Below are 19,359 nucleotides of genomic sequence, written 5' to 3'. Positions count from 1 at the left end.
GCCCGTTCTACAGGCGGTAGACGCGCGCCGCGGTGCCGCCCAGCACCGCGTCCCGTTCGGCGTCGGACGCACCGTCGAGCAGGTCGACGGTGAGCTTCCGCACCTGCTGGTACGACGCCTCCAGGAGGCACACCGGCCAGTCGGAGCCGAACAGCACCCGGTCGGCGCCGAAGGATTCCAGCACGTGCCGGGCGTAGGGCGCGATCAGCTCGCGGCTCCACGGCCGCGGCGGACACTCGGTCACCAGTCCGGAGAGCTTGCAGGCGACATTGGGCAGGGCGGCGAGGTCGAGGATCCATGCGGCCCACGAGTCCCATTCGCCCGCACCGATATCCGGCTTACCCGCGTGATCGACCACGAACGAGGTTCCCGGCAGGGCGCGCGCCAGGTCCAGCGCCGCGGCGCGCTGCGGTCCGCGTACCAGCAGATCGAAGGCGAGGCCGCGGTCGGTGGCGGCGGACAGTCCGCGGGCGACGTCGGTGCGCGTCAGCCAGCGCGGATCGGGCTCGTCCTGCGCGAGATGCCGCAGCCCGCGCAGCTTCTCGCCCCCCGGGGCGGCGGCGAGGGCGTCGAGCTCGTCGCCGCATGCCTCCGACGTCAGGTCCGCCCACCCGACCACGGCGGCCACCGGGCCACCCGCGGCGAGGAGGTCGCGGGTCTCGGCGGCGGAGTTCAGGGCCTGCACGGCGACCGTCGTCGCAGTGGTCTCCGCGGCGAGGTCGGCCGGCGTGAAGTCGCGCCGGATCGCCTCCAGGCCCGGTGAATCGAGCCAGCCGTGATCGTGCCGGTTCCGGTCCCAGAGGTGGTGGTGCGCGTCGACGATCATCGATCCAGGGGGAGCGCCCACACCAGCGGGATGCCGCGGTCGTCGCCGGAGTAGTCGTCCTCCACCTCGAGCAGTTCGGCCATGCGGGCCTGCCAGGGCACGTTGGCGGGGTGCTCGGCGAGGTGCAGCCGCATGGCGCGGTAGTCGTCGACCTCCACGAGATGGAACAGGTCGCGGCCGTCGCGCCAGATCCGCCACGAGCGCACGCCGGCTTCGCGCAGCGCACCGTCGAGCTCGGTGGGGATCACCGCGTGCACCCGGTCGTACTCCGCCTCGGCACCGGGCTTGAGCCGGGTGTGCAGGGCGATGGTCTCGGTCACGACCGCACCGCCTGTCCGGGGCGGGGGAGCGGCTGCACCCGCGTGAGCTGGGTGACGTGCTCGGGGCCGAGCTCGTCGAGCGAGTTGGCGCCCAGCAGGCGCATGGTGCGGCGCACCTCGTCGCCGAGGATGGTGATGGCGCGGTCCACGCCGGCCTCGCCGCCCGCCATGAGGCCGTAGAGGTAGGCCCGCCCGACCAGCGTGCTGCGGGCGCCGAGCGCGATGGCGGCCACGATGTCGGCGCCCGACATGATGCCGGTGTCCAGCAGGATCTCCGTCGTATCGCCGAGTTCAGCCGCGGCACTGGGCAGCAGGTGGAACGGAACGGGGGCGCGATCGAGCTGGCGGCCACCGTGATTGGACAGGATGATGCCGTCCACGCCGAGTTCGGCGCAGCGTCGGGCATCGTCGAGGGTCTGCACGCCCTTGACCACCACCTTGCCGGGCCACTGCTCCTTGATCCACGCCAGATCGGTGTAATCGACGGTCGGGTCGAACATCGAGTCCAGGAGCTCGCCGACGGTGCCCGACCAGCGGTCGAGCGAGGCGAAGGACAGCGGCTCGGTGGTGAGGAAGTCGATCCACCAGTGCGGTCGCGGTACGGCGTCGAGGATGGTGCGCAGGGTGAGCGCGGGCGGGATGGTCATGCCGTTGCGCTTGTCCCGCAGGCGCGCCCCGGCCACCGGCACGTCGACGGTCACGAGCAGTGTGTCGTATCCCGCCTTCGCGGCGCGGTCCACGAGGGCCATCGACCGGTCGCGGTCGCGCCACATGTACAGCTGGAACCACTGCCGGCCGCGCGCTCCGCCGGGTTGCGCGGCCGCCGCCGAGGCGTCCGCGACTTCCTCGATCGATGCGGTGCCCATGGTGGACAAGGAGAACGGGATGCCGGCGCGGGTCGCGGCGCGGACGCCGGCGAGTTCGCCCTCGGTCTGCATCATGCGGGTGAAGCCGGTGGGGGCGATCGCGAAGGGCAGGGCCGACGGTCCGCCGAGCACGGTGCGTGCGGTGTCCACCTCGGCCACATCGCGCAGGATCTGCGGATGGAACTCGATGTCGGCGAAGGCCTGCCGCGCGCGGGCGAGCGAGAGTTCGGCCTCGGCGGCGCCGTCGGTGTAGTCGAAGGCGGCGCGCGGGGTGCGGCGTTGCGCGATGCGGCGCAGGTCTGCGATGGTCTGGGCGTCGTCCAATCGGGCCGATCGACGATTCAGCCGGGGTGCCTTGACGCGCATGAGGGGCGCGAGGTCCCGCACCTTGGGTACCTGACGGCGCATGATTCCTCCGATCACTGTGAATGCTTGTTCCCGACTGTACGGCCACCACGCCGAGTCGCGCAGCCGGTTGACCAACAGACCTCCGATGTTTAAGGTCTTGGTTTGTGACTCAAGCCACAACACCGCCGATTCCGAAGGCGGTCTATGCGATCGCCGTGCTGGGCGGCATGTCGGGCATCCTGTACGGCTACGATTCCGGCTCGATGTCGGGTGCGCTCCCGCTGATCACCGAGCAGTTCGGGCTCGATGCCGACGGCCAGGGCATGTTGACCAGTATGTTGTTGTTCGGCGCGCTGCCCGCCATCGTGGCCGCGACGCTGGCCGCCCGTCGCTACGACCGCCGGCACCTCCTCATCCTGTGCGGGGCGTTGTTCATCGTCGGTTCGGTCGGATGCGCCTTCGCGCCCGATCTGACCACGCTCACGGTGTCTCGATTCATCCTAGGATTCGCGTGCGGCATCGCCAATCAATTCGGCCTGATCTACCTCAGTGAGCTGGCACCGAAACGGGTGCGCGGCATGCTCACCGCGCTGTACCAGCTGTCGGTCAACATCGGCATCCTCACCGCCTACGTCGTGGGCAGCGCGTTCACCGCGTCCGGGCAGTGGCGGTGGATACTGGGGCTCGGCGCGGTGCCGGCGCTGATCTTCATGGTGGGCATGGTGATCGCGCCGTCCAGCCCGCGCTGGCTGATCATGCGCGGCGAGACCGAGCGCGCCGAGCGGATCCTCGAACGTCTCCGCGGCGGCCCCGGTGAGGCGGGCCGGGAGGCGCGGGAGATCGGCGACAGCCTGCGCGAGCAGTCGGCGGGGTTCCGCGAACTGTTCAGCGGCACCTATCGTCCCGCGCTGGTGATCGCACTCACGCTCACCTTCTTCCAGGTGTTCACGGGCATCAACTCGGTGGTCTACTACGCGCCGATCATCTTCGAGCACACCGGCAACGGCTCGGCCGGAACGGTGGCCAACTACATGGTGGGCATCGCACTGGTGGTGTCGACGGCGCTGTCGCTGCCCCTGGTCGAGCGGATGGGGCGCAAACCGCTGCTCATCATCAGTCTGCTCGGGCAGGTGCTTCCCACGGTGGGCATCGCCCTCTTCCCGGACGCGCAGGCCTTCGCGATCGCGTGCGTCTTCCTCTACACCTTCGCCTTCGGATTCGGTCTGGGGCCGGTGTTCTGGCTGATCTGCCCGGAGCTCCTCCCGCTGCGCGCGCGGGCGCTCGGCATGGGCATCATCACCTTCAGTCAGTATCTGCTCAACGCCGTCTCCTCCCGGTGGTTCCCCAACTTCCTGGAGGCGGCCGGCACCAAGTCCTTCCTCTTGTTCGCGGCGCTCTCCCTCCTCGGCGCCGCCTATGTCTGGCGCTGTGTGCCGGAGACGCGGGGTAAGTCCCTCGAGGAGATCGAAGATTACTGGCGCGAGAAGGAATCGGCGACCGCCGATTCGGGCGCCATCAGCACGAAAGGACGTCGATGAGACTGCGACGAGTCGGTGAGGCGGGGCACGAACGCCCGATCGTCTCCACCGGAGATGGACGATGGTTCGACGCCTCGGGCGTGGTCCGCGATTACGATCCGAGCACGATCGCGACGGCGCGAACCCTCCTGCAGGAGGCGCTGTCCGGTGGTCGGCTCCCGGAGGTCGACCCGACGGGGCTGCGCGTCGGCGCACCGGTGTCGCGACCCGGCAAGGTGGTCTGCATCGGTGTCAACTACCTGGCGCACGCGCAGGAGACGGCGCACGAGACGCCGGCCGAGCCGGTGATGTTCCTCAAGACCTCGGGCACGATCGTGGGGCCCGAGGACGAGGTGCTGATCCCGCGCGGCTCGGTGGCCACCGACTACGAGGTGGAGCTGGCCGCCGTGATCGGTAGCACGGCAAGGTATCTCGACGATGCCGCACAGGGTCTGGCCTGCGTGGCCGGGTACACGGTGTCCGACGACGTCTCCGAGCGCGATTTCCAGATGAACCGCGGCGGCACCTGGGACAAGGGCAAGAACTGCGAGACCTTCAACCCGCTCGGTCCCGAGCTGGTGACCGCCGACGAGATCCCGGATCCGCAGGTGCTCGACATCCGGCTCACGGTGAACGGCGAGGTGCGCCAGGAGGCGAACACCGCGCAGATGATCTTCGGTGTGGGTGAGATCATCCGGTACCTGAGCCAGTTCATGGTCCTGGAGCCGGGTGATGTGGTGAACACGGGCACCCCTGCCGGCGTCGCCTTCGGCTACCCGGACCCCAAGCCCTACCTGCGCCGCGGCGATGTGATCGAGACGCACATCGACGGCCTGGGTGGTCACCGTTCCGTTCTCGGGGAGGCCTGAGATGTCCGCGGTGTTCACCGATTTCCGCACGCTGGACGTGCGTTTCCCCACCTCCGTCGATCTCGACGGTTCGGACGCGATGAACCTCGATCCGGACTACTCGGCGGCGTACCTGATCCTGGGCACCGACGCCGGTGACGGCCACGAGGGCCACGGCTTCGTCTTCACCATCGGCCGCGGCAACGACGTGCAGCGTGCCGCGATCGAGGCGCTGGCGCCGTACGTGCTGGGCCGCGATGTGGAGGCGACCCTCGCCGATCTCGGCGGCATGTGGCGCGATCTCGTGTACGACGCCCAGCTCCGCTGGCTGGGGCCCGAGAAGGGCGTCATGCACATGGCGATCGGCGCGGTGATCAATGCGCTGTGGGACCTGCGGGCCAAGCGCGAGGGCCTGCCGCTGTGGCAGCTGCTGGGCGAACTGAGCCCGGAGGCGATCGTCGACCTGGTCGACTTCCGCTATCTTACCGATGCGCTCACCCGCGACGAGGCCCTGGCCATGCTGCGGGACGCGGAGCCGGGACGGGCCGAGCGCATGGCCGCGCTGCGGGCGAAGGGCTATCCCGCGTACACCACCTCGCCGGGGTGGCTCGGCTATTCGGACGAGAAGCTCGAGCGCCTCGCGAAGGAGGCGGTGGCCGAGGGCTTCACGCAGATCAAGCTCAAGGTGGGCGCCGACATCGACGACGATGTGCGCCGCTTCGCGCTGGCCCGTTCGGTGGTGGGCGACGACATCCGGATCGCGGTCGACGCCAACCAGCGGTGGGACGTCTACGAGGCGGTCGCCGCGATCGAGCGGCTCGCCCCCTTCAATCCGTGGTGGGTCGAGGAGCCCACGGCGCCCGACGATGTGCTCGCGCACGCCGCGATCCGGCAGCGGGTGTCGCCGGTGCGGATCGCCACCGGCGAGCACGCGCACAGCCGCGTGCTGGTCAAGCAGTTGCTGCAGGCGAAGGCGATCGACGTCCTGCAGCTCGATTCCACGCGCGTCGCCGGCGTCAACGAGAACATCGCGATCCTGCTGCTGGCGGCCAAGTTCGGCATCCCGGTGTGCCCGCACGCCGGCGGTGTGGGACTGTGCGAGCTGGTGCAGCACCTCGCCATGTTCGACTTCATCGCGGTCTCGGCCACCATGGCCGACCGCAATATCGAGTACGTCGACCACCTGCACGAGCACTTCCTCGATCCGGTGCGCATCGTCGACGGTGCGTACGCGGCGCCCGTGAAACCCGGTTTCTCGGCGCAGATCTTCCCGGAGACACTCGAGCGGTACGGCTTTCCCGACGGACAAGCGTGGAAGGAAGCATAATGAGCGGCGGAGGCGAATTCGCGGGGTTCCGGGCGATCGTGACCGGCGGTGCCTCGGGTATCGGTCGGCGGACGGCGGAGGAACTCATGGCGCGCGGAGCGGCGGTGGCGATCCTGGACCTGCAGCCCGACGGTGCGCCGTCCGGATCGCAGGGCTTCGCCTGCGATGTGGCCGATGACGATTCGGTGGTGGCGGCGGTGGCCGCCGCGGCGGAGGCGCTGGGCGGGCTGGACGGCCTGGTGAACAACGCCGGCATCGGTGCGCAGGGCTCGGTCGAAGCCGGCACGCTCGATGATTGGCGGCGGGTGCTGGACGTGAACGTGCTCGGCACGGTGCGGGTCACCCGCGCGGCGCTCGCGCACCTGCGGGGATCGGCGAATCCGGCCGTGGTGAACACCTGCTCGATCGCCGCCACCGCGGGGCTGCCCGGCCGCGCCCTGTACAGCGCGTCGAAGGGCGCCGTGGAGGCGATGACGCGGGCCATGGCCGCCGATCATGTGCGCGAGGGGATCCGGTTCAACTGCGTGAACCCCGGCACCGTCGACACGCCGTGGGTGCGGCGCCTGCTGGACGCGGCGGCCGATCCGGAGGCCGAGGCACGGGCCCTGCAGCAGCGGCAGCCCACCGGCCGTCTGGTCACGGATGCCGAAGTGGCGGGGGCGATCTGCTACCTGCTGAGCCCCGCTTCGAGCGCCACTACGGGCACCTCGCTCGCCGTGGACGGCGGCATGAGCGGCCTTCGACTCCCGGCTCCGCGGTGACGGCGCCCGGCGGCGCCGTGCTCGCGGCGGATCGCGCCTTCGGGCGCGGCGGGCTCAGCGTGGCGCCGCTGGCCTTCGGGGCGGCGGCGATCGGGAACCTGTACGCGGAGGTCGACGATGCCGCGGCGGCGGAGGCGGTGCAGACGGCCGCCGACGCCGGGGTCCGCTACTTCGACACCGCCCCCCACTACGGTCTGGGGCTCTCCGAGCGCAGACTCGGAGCGGCACTGGGTGATCGGGCCGATGTGGTGATCTCCACGAAGGTGGGCCGCGTGCTGCGTCCGGCGGTGTCCGGCGGTTCTGCTGATTCGGAGGGCTTCGCGGTGTCCGCCGATGTCGAGCGGGTGTGGGACTTCAGCCGCGACGGTGTGCTGCGTTCGATCGAGGCGAGCCTGGAACGGCTGGGCCGGGACCGGATCGACGTGGTGTACGTGCACGATCCCGATGATCACTTCGCGGAGGCGATGGATGGTGCCTTCCCCGCCCTGGACGAGCTGCGCCGCCAGGGCGTGATCACCTCCTACGGCGCGGGGATGAACCAGTCGGAGATGCTCACCCGATTCGTCCGGGAGACGGATCTGGACGCCGTGCTCGTCGCGGGCCGGTACACCGTGCTCGATCGCAGCGCCGAGGAGGATCTGCTGCCGGCGTGCCTCGAGCGCGAGGTCTCGGTGGCGGCGGGTGGCGTCTTCAACTCCGGGATCAGCGCCTCGGCCGATCCGCGACCGGGGGCGATGTACGACTACGCCCCGGCCACGCTGGGCGTGCTCGACAGGGCCCGCCGGATCGCGGGGATCTGCCGCGATCACGGCACCACGTTGCCGCACGCGGCGGTGCACTTCCCGCTGCGGCACCCGGCGGTGCGCACGGTGCTGCTCGGCATGCGTTCGGCGCAGGAGGTGCGCGACGATCTCGATCTGCTCCGCAATCCTCCGCCCGAGGCGCTGTGGGCCGATCTGGAAGCCGCGTCGTGAGTCCGCGCAGGCGGCCACGCCGGTACCATTGACCGATGTCGACCAACGAGGGTGCCGGGCGGATCTCGCGGACGGACGACGCGATCCTCAAGCTCAAGGCGATGATCACGGACGGCGAGCTGCCCGCCGGGAGTCGCCTGCCGCGTGAGGCGGATCTGGCCGCTCGCCTGGGGTTGTCGCGGAACTCGCTGCGCGAGGCGATCCGCGCGCTCGCCATGCTCCGCATCCTGGACGTGCGCCAGGGCGACGGCACCTACGTCACCAGCCTGGAACCCACGCTGCTGCTGGACACGATGGGCTTCGTGGTCGATTTCCAGCAGGAGGATTCGGTCCTGCACTTCTTCGAGGTGCGGCGCATTCTGGAGCCGGCGGCCACGGCCCTGGCCACGCACAAGATCACGGACGAGAAGCTGGCCGTCCTGGAGGAGACCCTGTCTCTCGGTGGCCCGGACGCCTCGGTGGAAACTCTGGTGCAGCAGGACATCCTGTTCCACCAGACGATCGCCGACGCATCGGGTAATCCGGTGCTGCGGGCCCTGATCTCGGGGCTCTCGGCCCCCACGCTGCGGGCCCGGATCTGGCGCGGCTACGACGAATCGGATGCGCGGGCGCGCACCATCGCCGAGCATCGTCAGATCTTCGACGCCCTGGTGGCGCGGCAGGCGGATGTGGCGTGCGCCTGTGCGACGGTGCACATCTCGGGTGTGGAGAACTTCGTGCGCAAGGCCATGGAGGACGAGGCCGCGAACCGCTAGACCGGCACGATCTCCGAGCCGAGCGGCAGCAGCGACAGCCGGATCATCTTGAAGTTGGCCACTGCCATCGGGATTCCGATGATGGTCAGGCACAGGGCGATCCCCGTCACGATGTGCCCGATCGCCAGCCAGATCCCCGCCACCAGCAGCCAGATCACGTTGCCCAGCACCGAGGCCGCGCCCGCGCCCGGGCGGTCGACCACCTTCCGGCCGAAGGGCCACAGGGCGTAGTTGGCGATGCGGAACGAGGCGAGGCCGAACGGGATGGTCACGATCAGCAGGCAGCAGATGATGCCGGCCACGGCGTAGCCCACGGCCATCCAGAAGCCGCAGAAGACCAGCCAGATGATGTTCAGGATCACCTTCATGGGTCCAGTATGCCCAGTGCGGTGAAAATTCCTTCGGTACCTGCGTCGCCGCTGCGTAGCCTGGGTGCATGAACCTCTTCCAGCGCACCGCCAAGGTCTTCAACACCGCCTTCACGCCGCTGCTGTCGCTGCCGGTGATCGGCCCGGCCCTGGGCAAGAGCATGGTCACCGTGAGCTACACCGGCCGGAAGTCCGGCAAGCAGTTCTCGCTGCCCGTCGCCTACCAGCGGCGGGGCGACGATCAGGTGGTGATCGGTGTGGCGATGCCCGATCAGAAGCAGTGGTGGCGCAACTTCGTCGGCGAGGGCGCCGATCTCACGCTGCGCTTTCCCGACGGTGACCGCACCGGTCACGCCGTCGCCACCCGCGCCGACGACGGCTCCGTCGCGCTGAAGGTCGCGCTCCGCTGACCCCGTAGAATCCGTGTTCATGAAGCGCGGGTTCATAGGGGCGATCTTGGTGGTGGCCGGCGTGGTCGTGCTGGTGCTCTGGGCTCGCGCGGCGATCGACTCGGGTATCCCCGAGGAGTGGCCGCCGTCGCTGGTGTCGGGGCAACTGCTCGCGATCGGGGCGTGGCTCGCGCTCATCGGCGTGGGCTCGTCGGTGCTGTACTCCGCGGTGAGGTACACGAAGCTCTTCCGGACCGGTGACCGGCTGCACGCCCGGGCGTCGGTGTTTCCCGTCGCCGGATACTCCGCTGCGGCGATCGGCATGACCGCGGTCGCGTGGTCGGCCGTCTTCGACCTCTTCTGGGGCGACGGTGACCGGGCCCTGGTGCCCGCACTCGCTGCGCCGGTGCTCATCGCGATCTGGGTACTCGTCTCGATCAGCGCACTCGCGGGGCGCATCTGGTGGCCCGCGATCGAGGCGGACGCCGAGCGGGTCGTCGTATCGACGGTCTTCGAGCGCACCACCTTCCGTCGAGGGCTGGCACAGTTCGATACTGACCGCGGCACCACCGTCGTCCACGGACCGCCTCGGCAGCGGGACCGGTCTCCGCTCTCGGTGTTGTTGCGGTATCGCGGAAATTCCGTCCACGTGCCCACCATCCGCCTGCGTGCTGAGGCGCTCGCTGCACTCAACGAGGGCTCCGCGCCCGGCGAGTCGCGGCGGTGGGATCCGGGGATCGCAGTCCCTCCCCGCTGACCGTCAGGCGTGGAGAGCGTGTGCCGCGTCGTTGACCCGAGCGCGTAGGGCGTCGACGATCTCGGGAGGGCCGAGCACAGCGACACCGGGGAGCGCCGCCCACAGCACGGCCGCCGCTTGATCGAGGTCCCGGAAGGCGATGGTGCCGGCACCGTCGGGCCCAGATTCGATGTGAGAGGTGAACTGCCGGAATCGCTCCCAGATCTCGTCGGTCGCCCGGATGGTGACGACGAACTCGGCGTGCGCACCCCGGAACGACGCGCGGGAGGCTTCGAACTCGGCCGCGAGATCGACGTCCACGGGGCGTTGTGCGTGCTCGGGCAGTACGGTCACGGCGGAGAATCGGGACGTGCGGTAGGTGCGGCGTTCGCCGTCGCGGAGCGCCAGCAGGTACCAGGTGCGGCCGGCGTGCACCAGGCCGATCGGGTCGAGCATGCGTTCCGACGGTGTCCCGCCGCGCGGTTGGTACACGGCCCGGATGCGCAGTCCGTCGATCACGGCGTGCTGGAGATCGCCGAGGAAGGGATCGGGTTCCGGTGCGCGGACGAAACCGTCGGGGCGCACGTGGATTCGCTGCGCGGCGGCCGCCGCCTCCCGACGGTGCGCCTCCGGCAGCGCCGCGGCCACCTTGCGCATCGCGCTGGCGAAGGCGGGGGACACGGGTGCGCCCGAGAGGAGTGCCTTCGCCTCGTCGAGGGTCAGTCCGGTGAGGTCCGTGCGGTAGCCGGGGAGCAGGCTGATGCCGCCGCCGCGGCCCCGGTCGGTGTACACGGGGATGCCGGCGGTGGACAGGGCCTCGACATCACGGAGCACCGTGCGGGTGGACACCTCCAACTCGTCGGCGATCTGCGCGGCCGTCATTGTGCCGCGGTGGCGCAGCAACATGAGGAGCGAGAGCAGGCGGTCGGCGCGCATGGACGAACTCTCTCAAACAAACATGACAGGAGGTGTCATGTTCAGCCTGTTGACTGCATTCCATGACCAACACAGCCACAGACCCGCGCCCCTCCTACGCCGCCGTATCCGCCTGGATGCAGTCCCTGCTCGCCGGTATCGCGGACGAGCAACTCGCCCTGCCCACGCCCTGCGACGAGTTCGACGTCCGCACCCTCGCGCAGCACATCAACGCCGTCGGGCTCCGCGCCGTCGCCCTCGCCGAGACCGCCACCGTCGAGGGACAGCCCTTCCTCGCCGCCGATGCCAGTGCCGACGCCTATGCCGCCACCCGCGAGCGCGCTCTCGCCGCGTGGGACGCCGCCCCGCTCGACCGCGAGGTCACCGTGCCGTGGGGCGTGGTCCCCGGTTTCGCCGCGCTCGGCATGTACGTCAACGAGACCCTGGTGCACGGCTGGGACCTGGCGGTCGCCACCGGCCAGTCGGCGGAGTTCCCGGACTCTGCGCTGCCCGAAGGGGTGCTCGCGGTGGTGAAGCAGGTGCTGCCCGCCGATTTCCGAGGCGGCGAGGTGCCCTTCGGCCCCGTCGTCGAACCCCGGGAGGGCGCCGGCGCCACCGAGCGCCTGGCGAACTGGAACGGCCGCAGCTCCACCAACTGGATCGCCTAGCCCGACCGTCGGCAGCCGACGGTAATCAGGACGGAAACTGTCACTAGTGCCGGGTTGACTCATCGCCATGACCAACGCCGCCACCGATCCCCGTTCTCACTACGCCGCCGCCGCCCGCTGGGTGCACGCCCTCCTCGGGCACGTCACCGCCGATCAGCTCGATCGCCCCACCCCGTGCGGCGACCTGGACGTGGGCACCCTCGCGCGGCACCTCGTCGCCCTCGGTCTCCAATCCGTCGCGCTGGCCGAGGCGGCCACCGCGGAGGGGCAGCCGGTACAGGCGGACGAGGGCACCGCGGAAGCCTTCGCCGCGGCCCACCAGCGCGCCGCCGCCGCGTGGGCCGCGGCGTCGCTCGATCGGGAGGTCATCGCGCCGTGGGGTCCGGCGACCGGCGCCGTCGCGCTCGGGATGTACGCCAACGAGTTGCTGGTGCACGGCTGGGATCTGGCGGTCGCCACCGGTCAACCCGCCGAGGTGCCCGACGGTGCGGTCGCCGCAGCGACCGAGACCGTCGCCCGGGTGGCGCTGCCCGCGGAGCTCCGCGCTATCCCGGGGTTCCCGTTCGGCCCCGTCGTCGAGCCGCGCGACGGTGCCGGCCCCACCGAACGCCTCGCGAACTGGAACGGCCGTGATGCAGCCGCCTGGGTTCGAACCGCGAACCGTTGACATGAAGGGATGTTGAGGTCCTAGCGTCGAGGCATGAGCATCGAACTGAACCACACCATCGTCGCCGCCACCGACAACCTCGAGACCGCGCGGTTCCTCACCGAAATGCTCGGTCTCGAGGGTCCGGTCGATGTGGGCGGTGGCCACTTCCAGCAGGTGCGCCTCGCGAACAGCGTGGTGCTCGACGTGATGACCAGGCCCGCGCCGATCCACCCGCAGCACTACGCCTTCCTGGTCTCGGAGACCGAGTTCGACGAGATCCTCGCGCGGATAAAGCAGCGCGGCCTCGCCTTCCACGCCGAGCCCGACGGTTCCGGTGTGGGCGAGATCAATCACCGCTTCGGTGGCCGCGGCGTCTACTTCCCCTCGCCCGACGGACACGCCCTGGAAGCTCTCACCGCAGCCTGACGAGACCGGGGCATGCGCCGCACGCATGGGCGACGACGCAGAAATGCCGCTGACCTGGTCGTTCGGGGATATGCGTCGCACGCATGACCATTCGCAACGACCATCCGCCGACCGGCCCGGGGCTCGGCCCGCCCTCAGTTCTCGAACAGCGCGCGAATGTCCGAGGCCGCGAGCCGGGCATCGAAACCGCCCTCGCCGCCGACGACCGACTCGAAGAGCGCGGCCTTGCGCTCCTTGAGCTCCATCACCTTGTCCTCGATCGTGCCCGCGGAGACGAGGCGGTACACCATCACGCTGCGGGTCTGCCCGATCCGGTGCGCGCGGTCGATGGCCTGCGCCTCGGCCGCGGGGTTCCACCACGGATCCAGCAGGAAGCAGTAGTCCGCCTGCACCAGGTTCAGGCCGAATCCGCCCGCCTTCAAAGAGATCAGGAAGACCTGCACCTCGCCGGAGGTGAACTTCTCGATCGCCGCGGCCCGGTCGGTGGTGGACCCATCGAGGTAGGCGTACTCCACGCCCTCCTCGTCGAGCCGCTCGGCCGCCTTGCGCAGGAACCCGGTGAACTGGCTGAACACCAGCACCGCGTGCTTCTCCTCCAGCAGCTCGTCCAGCTTCTCCGCCAGGTAGTCGAGCTTCGCCACGTCCTCGACGGCGAGCTCCTCGTCCACCAGCGACGGATCGAGCGCAAGGCGCCGCAGCATCGTCAGCGACCGCAGGATCTCGAACCGGTTGCCGTCGAAATCATCCAGCAGCCCCAGCAGCTTGGCTCGCTGATCGGCCAGGATCCGGTCGTAGGTGTGCCGGTGCTCGTCGCTGAGCTGTACCTGCACCACCGATTCGGTCTTCGCCGGCAAGTCCTTGGCCACCAGATCCTTGGTACGCCGCAACATGAACGGCCGCACGCGCCGACGCAGCCGGGACAGGCGATCGTCGTCGCCGCCGCGCTCGATGGGGCGGCGGTACTCCTCCGCGAACCACGTGCGGCCGGGGAACAGACCGGGCACCGTGAGCGCCGTGAGCGCCCACAGCTCCTCGAGATGATTCTCCATCGGGGTGCCGGTCACCGCGAGCGTGAACTTGCGGTCCAGCACCGAGACAGCGGCGAAAGCCTTGGAGCGCGGATTCTTCACGAACTGCGCCTCATCGAGGATCACCCCGGCCCACGAGACGGCCGCGTACTCCTCGGCGTCCAACCGCAGCAGCGTGTACGAGGTGAGCACCACATCGGCACCGGCCACCACGGACCGGATCGACGCACCGGACTTGCGTGAGGTCTCGGTCACCGTGGCCACCGTCAGATGCGGTGCGAACCGGCGGCACTCGGCCGCCCAGTTGCCCACCACCGAGGTGGGGGCCACCACCAGGAACGGACCCGGTGAACCCAGTAGATCGGGCTCGGCGTTCTCGTGCGCGCGACAGATCAGCGCCAGCGTCTGCACCGTCTTGCCCAGACCCATGTCGTCGGCCAAGATGCCGCCGAAATCGTTGTCCCACAGGAAGGAGAGCCAGTCCAGGCCGTCCCGCTGATACGGGCGCAGCTCGGCCCGCAGTGTCGACGGTGTCTCCTGCCGCACCAGATCGCCCGCCGTCAGCGCGCCCACCCGGCGGCTCCAGTCACCGTCGAAATCGGTGGCGTCGGCAAGGTCCGCCAGATCGTCCACCAGGCCCGCCTGGAATCGGCTGATGCGCAACCCGTCCCGGTCGCCCGCGGCACCACGCGGGGTGCGGCGACCGCCACGGCTGGGCAGATCGCGCGCCTCGCCGATCAGCTCGCGCAGCCGGTCGAACCGCTCACCGTCGATCCGGGCCAGCACGCCGCCCGGCGTCACGATGGTGTCGAGACCGCCTGCGACGGCGGTGAAGACGTCCCGGAAGGGAACCTCCTCGCCGTCCACCTCCACGGCCACCTCGAGGTCGAACCAGTCCATCGACGGGGAGTCGGAATCCTCGCCGCGCACCCGGACCGACACCGTGGCCGCCGATTCGGCCCAGCGGAAACCGGGATCGTCGGTGACCTCGACGATCAACCCGGGCACGGTCCGCAGCACGGGTGCGGCCTCGGCGAGCCACACCGCGGCCTCCGTGCCGCGGTAGAAGCCCTGCGAATGGTCCACGCCCACCTGAGCCTCACGCAGCGCGCCCGCCATGGACCGGGTGATCCGCTGCTGGCCCACCGTGTCGGCGATCCCGGCGGGCTCCGTGCCCACCGCGTAATCGCGGGCCTCACCGCCCACGCTGTAGCGCCACTTCCAATCGACCTCGAGCTCGCCGGCCTCGGGGTAATACCGTGCGGTGCACACGAGTTCGGGTCCCAGGACCTCGATCTCACCCACCAGCTGCTCGGGATCGCGCACCGGGGCCACCGCCGCCAGGTACGGAAGGTACTTCTCCCGCAGCTGCGGCACCGCCTCCTCGGGCACCCGCACCGGGGTGAACCGCCGCAGTGCGGCCGTGTGTGCGGTGGACAGCGGGGGATCGAGCGGGGCGATCCGCAGCTCGTCGCCGTCCTGCTGGAAGAGGCCCAGCGCGCGGTGCGCGCCGAGCAGCCCGCCGGTGAAGCGCCGCGGACCGTCGCCGAAGTCCACCTCCCGGTCCAGCTCCACTCCGCCGGATTCGGGCCGGGCCACGAGACCCAGGCGCGTGGGGGCGGCCAGGATGACGGTGCCGCGCGGCCGCTTGGTGAGCAGCGGGACACCGGCGTCGCGCACGGCGCGCAGCTGGTCCCACAGCAGCGGAGTGTCGATCATCCCGAGGTCGGCCCACGCGTCCACGCCGTACAGGTTCCACAGCACGAGCTGCGCCAGGGGAGTGAGCGCCTCGCGCTGCGCCGGGGAGACCCGCGGGGCCGAGGCGATGGTGCGCCACCGCACATCGCCCGCCACCCAGGTGCCGTCGCGCATGCCGGGCGTGGCCAGCCGCACCTGCAGTCGCTGGCCGGAGGTCACGCCGCGCTCATCGACGTCGAACTGCAGGGCCACCGGCAGGGTGGCCACGGTGCGCGGAGTCTCGGGCAGCAGCGCCTCGAGTTGCCGCTCCCACGGATCGGGCTGTTCGACGGAGGCCTCTTCGACGTCCTCCGCGGTGAGTTCGAGCAGCAGCGCCGCGCCGTGTTTGCAGTTCAACGCCACGGGGCAGCTGCACAGGCTGCGCACGGGGCGCCAGCCGCCGCCGACGGGCTCGATCCACACCCGCGCGTCGTACTCGCGGGTGCCCGCCACCACGCCGGTCACCAGGCGCTTCTCGTCGTCCCACTCCAGGTCGCCGATCAGGCCGGTGCCCACGTACTCGCCGGCACGCCGCACCGTCGGTGCGCCGAAGAATCCGGTCAGGTCCTCGGGCGTGAACGAGGGACCGCCGTTGGTAGTCGATGCGCTCATGGTCAAGCGGACAGTCTACCGCCAAACGGAATGGGCCGGCAGCCGCGAAGGCTGCCGGCCCGGCCGTCGGGTGCGGGTCACAGGTTGAGGGGGACCGGCGACCCACCCGTCCGCGGTTGCGCACCGCCCAGCCTCAGCGCAGACCCAGTAGTTCGCCCCGCATCGCATCCACGCGCTCGCGCAGCGCCCCGGCCACGGCGGCAACCTCACGCCGCCGAGCGGCCTCGGGGCGCACCACCATCCAGTACTCCAGGTCCACCGCCACCTCCTCGGGGAGCACGCGGACGAGATCGGGGTGGGTATCGGCCAGGAAGCACGGGAGCAGGCCCAGTCCGGTGCCGGCGCGGGTCGCCTCCACGTGCACCAGTACGTTGGTCGAACTGAGCCGGTCGGCCATCTCGGGGACCACCACCCGCGCCTGGTCGAGATCGTCCACGGTGAGCATCGACTCGATGAAGTAGACCAGCGGCCGGCCGCCGAGATCGGCGCGGGTCCGGGGTATGCCGGTGGCGGCCAGGAAGTCCTCGGATCCGTAGAGCCCCAACCGATACGGCGCCAGCAGGGTGGGTTCGACCCGGTAGGTCCCGGGCCGTCCGACCACCACCTCGATGTCGACGCCGGATCGGGTCGACGGTGCCCGGCGGGTCACCGTCAGCAGGTCCACCGACAGCCGCGGGTGGGCGCGGCCCAGCCGCGCGATGGCAGGCGCCACCACCCGGGCGCTGAAGCCGTCGGTGGCGGCGATGCGGACCTTGCCGTGCAGATCGTCGTCGGTGTCGGCGTGCAGCCCGAGGAGCGTGGCCTCGATCCGCTCGGCCGCGCCCACCGCGGTGCGGCCGAGGTCGGTGAGTTCCCAGCCGCCGGCCCCGCGGGCCAGCAGCGGCCCGCCGAGCGCGTGCTCCAGGGCGGCCACCCGACGTGATGCGGTGGTGTGGTTGATGCCCAGCAGATCGGCGGCGGCGGTGTACCGGCCGGTGCGGGCCACGGCGAGCAGCGTGAGCAGGCCGTCGGCGCTGGCCTCAGGACTGTGCACCTCAGGACTGTGCATCGATGCAGATCGGATGGGCGTGAGTGGTCATTGTGTCTGCAATTCTATGCATCCATACTTCCTTCGGTCATGACCTGCATCACATCAGGTGCTCGATCGTGACCTGAGACACGAGGAGTGGGTATGGCGGAGTCCGACCTGGAGAAGCCCAGCGGCTTGCGGAAGATTGTCGCGGCGTCGATGGCGGGCACCGTCGTCGAGTGGTACGAGTTCTTCCTCTACGGCATCGCCGCCACGGTGGTCTTCAACAAGATCTTCTTCAAGGCCGGCGCCAGCGAGTACGACGCGATCATCGCGGCCTTCGTCACCTACGCCGTGGGCTTCGCGGCCCGCCCGGTCGGCGGCATCGTCTTCGGCCACCTGGGCGACAAGCTCGGCCGCAAGAAGCTCCTCCAGGTCTCGATCCTCATGGTCGGCGTCGCCACCTTCCTCATGGGCTGCCTGCCCACCTTCGATCAGATCGGCTACTGGGCGCCCTTCCTGCTGGTGGTGCTGCGCTTCATCCAGGGCTTCGCCGTGGGCGGGGAGTGGGGCGGCGCGGTGCTGCTCGTGGCCGAGCACAGCCCGAACAAGACCCGCGGCTTCTGGGCGTCATGGCCGCAGGCCGGCGTGCCGGGCGGCAACCTGGCCGCCACCGTCGTGCTGCTGATCCTCACCAACGCGCTGTCCGAGGCGGACTTCCTCGCGTGGGGCTGGCGCATCGCCTTCTGGCTCTCGGCCGTGATCGTGCTGGTGGGCTACTACATCCGCACCCAGGTCGACGAGTCGCCGATCTTCAAGGAGGCCCAGCAGCAGATCGCGGAGGAGAAGGCCGTCTCCTACGGCGTCGTCGAGGTCGTCAAGCGCTACCCCCGCGGCGTGCTCTCGGCGATGGGTCTGCGGTTCGGCGAGAACATCTTCTACTACCTCGTCGTGACCTTCTCGATCACGTACCTCAAGACGGTCGTGAAGATGGACACCTCGGACATCCTGATGTGGCTGCTCATCGCGCACGCGGTGCACTTCGCCGTCATGCCGCTGGCGGGCGCGCTCACCGACCGCGTCGGCCGCCGCCCGGTGTACTGGGTCGGGGCCGCCCTCGCCGCGACCTGGGGCTTCTTCGCCTTCCCGATGTTCGACACCGGCCACGGCGTGGTGGTGGTCGCGGCGGTCACGATCGGCCTGATGTTCCACGCGCTGATGTACGCGCCGCAGCCCGCGATCATGGCCGAATCCTTCCCGACCCGGATGCGCTACTCGGGTGTCTCGGTCGCCGCGCAGGTCACCTCGGTCGTCGCCGGCTCGCTGGCGCCGATCATCGCGACCAAGCTGCTCAAGGACTTCGGCTCGTCGGTGCCGGTCGCGGTGTACCTCGCGATCGCGTGCGGCATCACCTTCCTCGCGGTCTTCTTCGTCCGCGAGACCAAGGGGATCGACCTCGCCACGATCGACGAGGAGGACCGGGCGGCCCTGCAGGCCGAGCAGGCCGCCGGGGCCCGCGCGTGAGGGCGATGGTGACCGGCGGCGCCGCCGGGATCGGGGCGGCCGTCTGCCGCCGGCTCGCGGCCGACGGTGCGCAGGTCACCGTCGTCGATCGCGACGGTGCCGCCGCGCGCGCCCTGGCCGAGGAGATCGACGGGCGGGCGCTGGAGCTCGACCTCACCGATACGGGGGCCCTGGCCGGTCTGGCGCTCGATGTGGACATCCTGGTCAACAACGCGGGGGTGCAGCACGTGGCGCCCATCGAGGACTTCGATCCCGCGTGGTTCCGGCGGATCACCACGCTCATGCTGGAGGCGCCCTTCCTGCTCACCCGCGCGGCGCTGCCCGCGATGTACGAGCGCGGCTTCGGCCGGATCGTGCACGTCTCCTCGGTGCACGGGCTGCGGGCGTCGAAGTACAAGGCCGCCTACGTGGCCGCCAAGCACGGCGTGGAGGGGCTGTCGAAGGTGACGGCGCTGGAGGGCGGCGAGCACGGCGTCACCAGCAACTGCGTCAACCCGGGCTACGTGCGCACCGCGCTGGTGGCGAAACAGATCGCCGAGCAGGCGGCCGCGCACGGCATCACCGAACAGCAGGTGACCGACGAGGTCTTCCTCGCGCGCCCCGCGATCAAGCGGCTCATCGAGCCCGACGAGGTCGCGGGCCTGGTGTCCTGGTTGTGCAGCCCGGCGGCCGCGATGGTCACGGGTTCGTCGTACACGATGGACGGCGGCTGGACCGCGAACTGACCCGCATCGTGTCGATCGGCGGGAGGCACGC

20 protein-coding genes are annotated in these 19,359 nt (G+C 70.3%); 13 read left to right on the top strand and 7 right to left on the bottom strand.

All coding sequences use genetic code 11. From position 1 onward, the window contains the following. Positions 1-7: 7 nt before the first annotated feature. Genes ABD108_RS04275 through ABD108_RS04265 form a run of 3 tightly spaced genes read right to left on the bottom strand, consistent with a single transcriptional unit; the run spans position 8 to position 2,420 of the window. Complete coding sequence (locus ABD108_RS04275; RefSeq protein WP_343929499.1) at positions 8-826, bottom strand: amidohydrolase family protein; 819 nt, start codon at positions 824-826, stop codon at positions 8-10. Continuing rightward, entirely contained in the window at positions 823-1,146 is a 324-nt protein-coding gene (locus ABD108_RS04270; RefSeq protein WP_343929497.1) for an L-rhamnose mutarotase, read from the bottom strand. Before ABD108_RS04270 ends, ABD108_RS04275 begins: the two co-directional genes overlap by 4 nt. Next, positions 1,143-2,420 carry an alpha-hydroxy acid oxidase gene (locus ABD108_RS04265; RefSeq protein ID WP_343929495.1) on the bottom strand — a complete coding sequence of 426 codons (1,278 nt, stop codon included), beginning with the start codon at positions 2,418-2,420 and terminating at the stop codon, positions 1,143-1,145. The genes ABD108_RS04270 and ABD108_RS04265 overlap by 4 nt, the downstream gene beginning before the upstream one ends. Before the next feature lie 104 nt (positions 2,421-2,524). On the opposite strand from ABD108_RS04265, the gene ABD108_RS04260 reads away from it, so the two are divergent. The 6 genes from ABD108_RS04260 to ABD108_RS04235 are packed head-to-tail and all read left to right on the top strand — an operon-like array spanning position 2,525 to position 8,542. Next, positions 2,525-3,898, top strand: a complete 1,374-nt coding sequence (locus ABD108_RS04260; protein ID WP_343929493.1) for a sugar porter family MFS transporter — start codon at positions 2,525-2,527, stop codon at positions 3,896-3,898. Then, a complete protein-coding gene (locus ABD108_RS04255; RefSeq protein ID WP_220656539.1) occupies positions 3,895-4,746 on the top strand; it encodes a fumarylacetoacetate hydrolase family protein in 852 nt (283 codons plus the stop codon). The genes ABD108_RS04260 and ABD108_RS04255 overlap by 4 nt, the downstream gene beginning before the upstream one ends. Before the next feature lies 1 nt (position 4,747). Next, positions 4,748-6,052, top strand: a complete 1,305-nt coding sequence (locus ABD108_RS04250; protein WP_343929491.1) for an enolase C-terminal domain-like protein — start codon at positions 4,748-4,750, stop codon at positions 6,050-6,052. After that, a complete protein-coding gene (locus ABD108_RS04245; protein WP_343929489.1) occupies positions 6,052-6,813 on the top strand; it encodes an SDR family NAD(P)-dependent oxidoreductase in 762 nt (253 codons plus the stop codon). Before ABD108_RS04250 ends, ABD108_RS04245 begins: the two co-directional genes overlap by 1 nt. Continuing rightward, complete coding sequence (locus ABD108_RS04240) at positions 6,810-7,787, top strand: aldo/keto reductase (protein WP_343929487.1); 978 nt, start codon at positions 6,810-6,812, stop codon at positions 7,785-7,787. Before ABD108_RS04245 ends, ABD108_RS04240 begins: the two co-directional genes overlap by 4 nt. A gap of 35 nt (positions 7,788-7,822) precedes the next feature. Continuing rightward, complete coding sequence (locus ABD108_RS04235; protein ID WP_220656535.1) at positions 7,823-8,542, top strand: FadR/GntR family transcriptional regulator; 720 nt, start codon at positions 7,823-7,825, stop codon at positions 8,540-8,542. Here the strand turns inward: ABD108_RS04235 and ABD108_RS04230 are convergent. Continuing rightward, a complete protein-coding gene (locus tag ABD108_RS04230) occupies positions 8,539-8,910 on the bottom strand; it encodes a YccF domain-containing protein (protein WP_220656534.1) in 372 nt (123 codons plus the stop codon). The genes ABD108_RS04235 and ABD108_RS04230 overlap by 4 nt on opposite strands. Before the next feature lie 68 nt (positions 8,911-8,978). On the opposite strand from ABD108_RS04230, the gene ABD108_RS04225 reads away from it, so the two are divergent. Both ABD108_RS04225 and ABD108_RS04220 read left to right on the top strand, forming a co-directional pair. Continuing rightward, positions 8,979-9,320, top strand: coding sequence for a PNPOx family protein (locus ABD108_RS04225; protein WP_220656533.1), 342 nt, complete (start codon positions 8,979-8,981; stop codon positions 9,318-9,320). A gap of 19 nt (positions 9,321-9,339) precedes the next feature. Next, entirely contained in the window at positions 9,340-10,056 is a 717-nt protein-coding gene (locus ABD108_RS04220) for a hypothetical protein (protein WP_343929485.1), read from the top strand. Between the two features lie 3 nt (positions 10,057-10,059). Here ABD108_RS04220 and ABD108_RS04215 read toward each other — a convergent pair whose 3' ends face one another. Continuing rightward, positions 10,060-10,971 (bottom strand): helix-turn-helix transcriptional regulator, encoded by a 912-nt coding sequence (locus ABD108_RS04215; RefSeq protein ID WP_343929483.1) that lies wholly within the window; start codon positions 10,969-10,971, stop codon positions 10,060-10,062. Positions 10,972-11,033: 62 nt separating this feature from the next. On the opposite strand from ABD108_RS04215, the gene ABD108_RS04210 reads away from it, so the two are divergent. From ABD108_RS04210 to ABD108_RS04200, 3 genes are all read left to right on the top strand, one after another. Further along, a complete protein-coding gene (locus ABD108_RS04210; RefSeq protein WP_220656530.1) occupies positions 11,034-11,618 on the top strand; it encodes a TIGR03086 family metal-binding protein in 585 nt (194 codons plus the stop codon). A 67-nt stretch (positions 11,619-11,685) separates the two neighbouring features. Beyond that, entirely contained in the window at positions 11,686-12,285 is a 600-nt protein-coding gene (locus tag ABD108_RS04205; protein WP_343929481.1) for a TIGR03086 family metal-binding protein, read from the top strand. A 33-nt stretch (positions 12,286-12,318) separates the two neighbouring features. Then, on the top strand, positions 12,319-12,693 hold the full coding sequence (locus tag ABD108_RS04200) for a VOC family protein (RefSeq protein WP_343929479.1): 375 nt from the start codon (positions 12,319-12,321) through the stop codon (positions 12,691-12,693). Between the two features lie 134 nt (positions 12,694-12,827). Here ABD108_RS04200 and ABD108_RS04195 read toward each other — a convergent pair whose 3' ends face one another. Beyond that, the gene (locus ABD108_RS04195) at positions 12,828-16,070 is read right to left on the bottom strand and encodes a DEAD/DEAH box helicase (protein WP_343929477.1); all 3,243 of its coding nucleotides are present in this window, start codon (positions 16,068-16,070) and stop codon (positions 12,828-12,830) included. Positions 16,071-16,203: 133 nt separating this feature from the next. After that, positions 16,204-17,103, bottom strand: a complete 900-nt coding sequence (locus ABD108_RS04190; protein WP_255585510.1) for a LysR family transcriptional regulator — start codon at positions 17,101-17,103, stop codon at positions 16,204-16,206. A gap of 138 nt (positions 17,104-17,241) precedes the next feature. Between ABD108_RS04190 and ABD108_RS04185 the strand changes: the two genes are divergently transcribed. Then, a complete protein-coding gene (locus ABD108_RS04185; protein WP_305110120.1) occupies positions 17,242-18,603 on the top strand; it encodes an MFS transporter in 1,362 nt (453 codons plus the stop codon). Between the two features lie 5 nt (positions 18,604-18,608). After that, a complete protein-coding gene (locus ABD108_RS04180; protein WP_343929703.1) occupies positions 18,609-19,328 on the top strand; it encodes an SDR family oxidoreductase in 720 nt (239 codons plus the stop codon). Positions 19,329-19,359: the final 31 nt, after the last annotated feature.

Source organism: Tsukamurella strandjordii (genome assembly GCF_039525985.1).
Lineage (GTDB): Bacteria > Actinomycetota > Actinomycetes > Mycobacteriales > Mycobacteriaceae > Tsukamurella > Tsukamurella strandjordii.
Note: the sequence above shows the minus strand (reverse complement) of the source record. Positions and strands in the feature narration are given on the sequence as shown.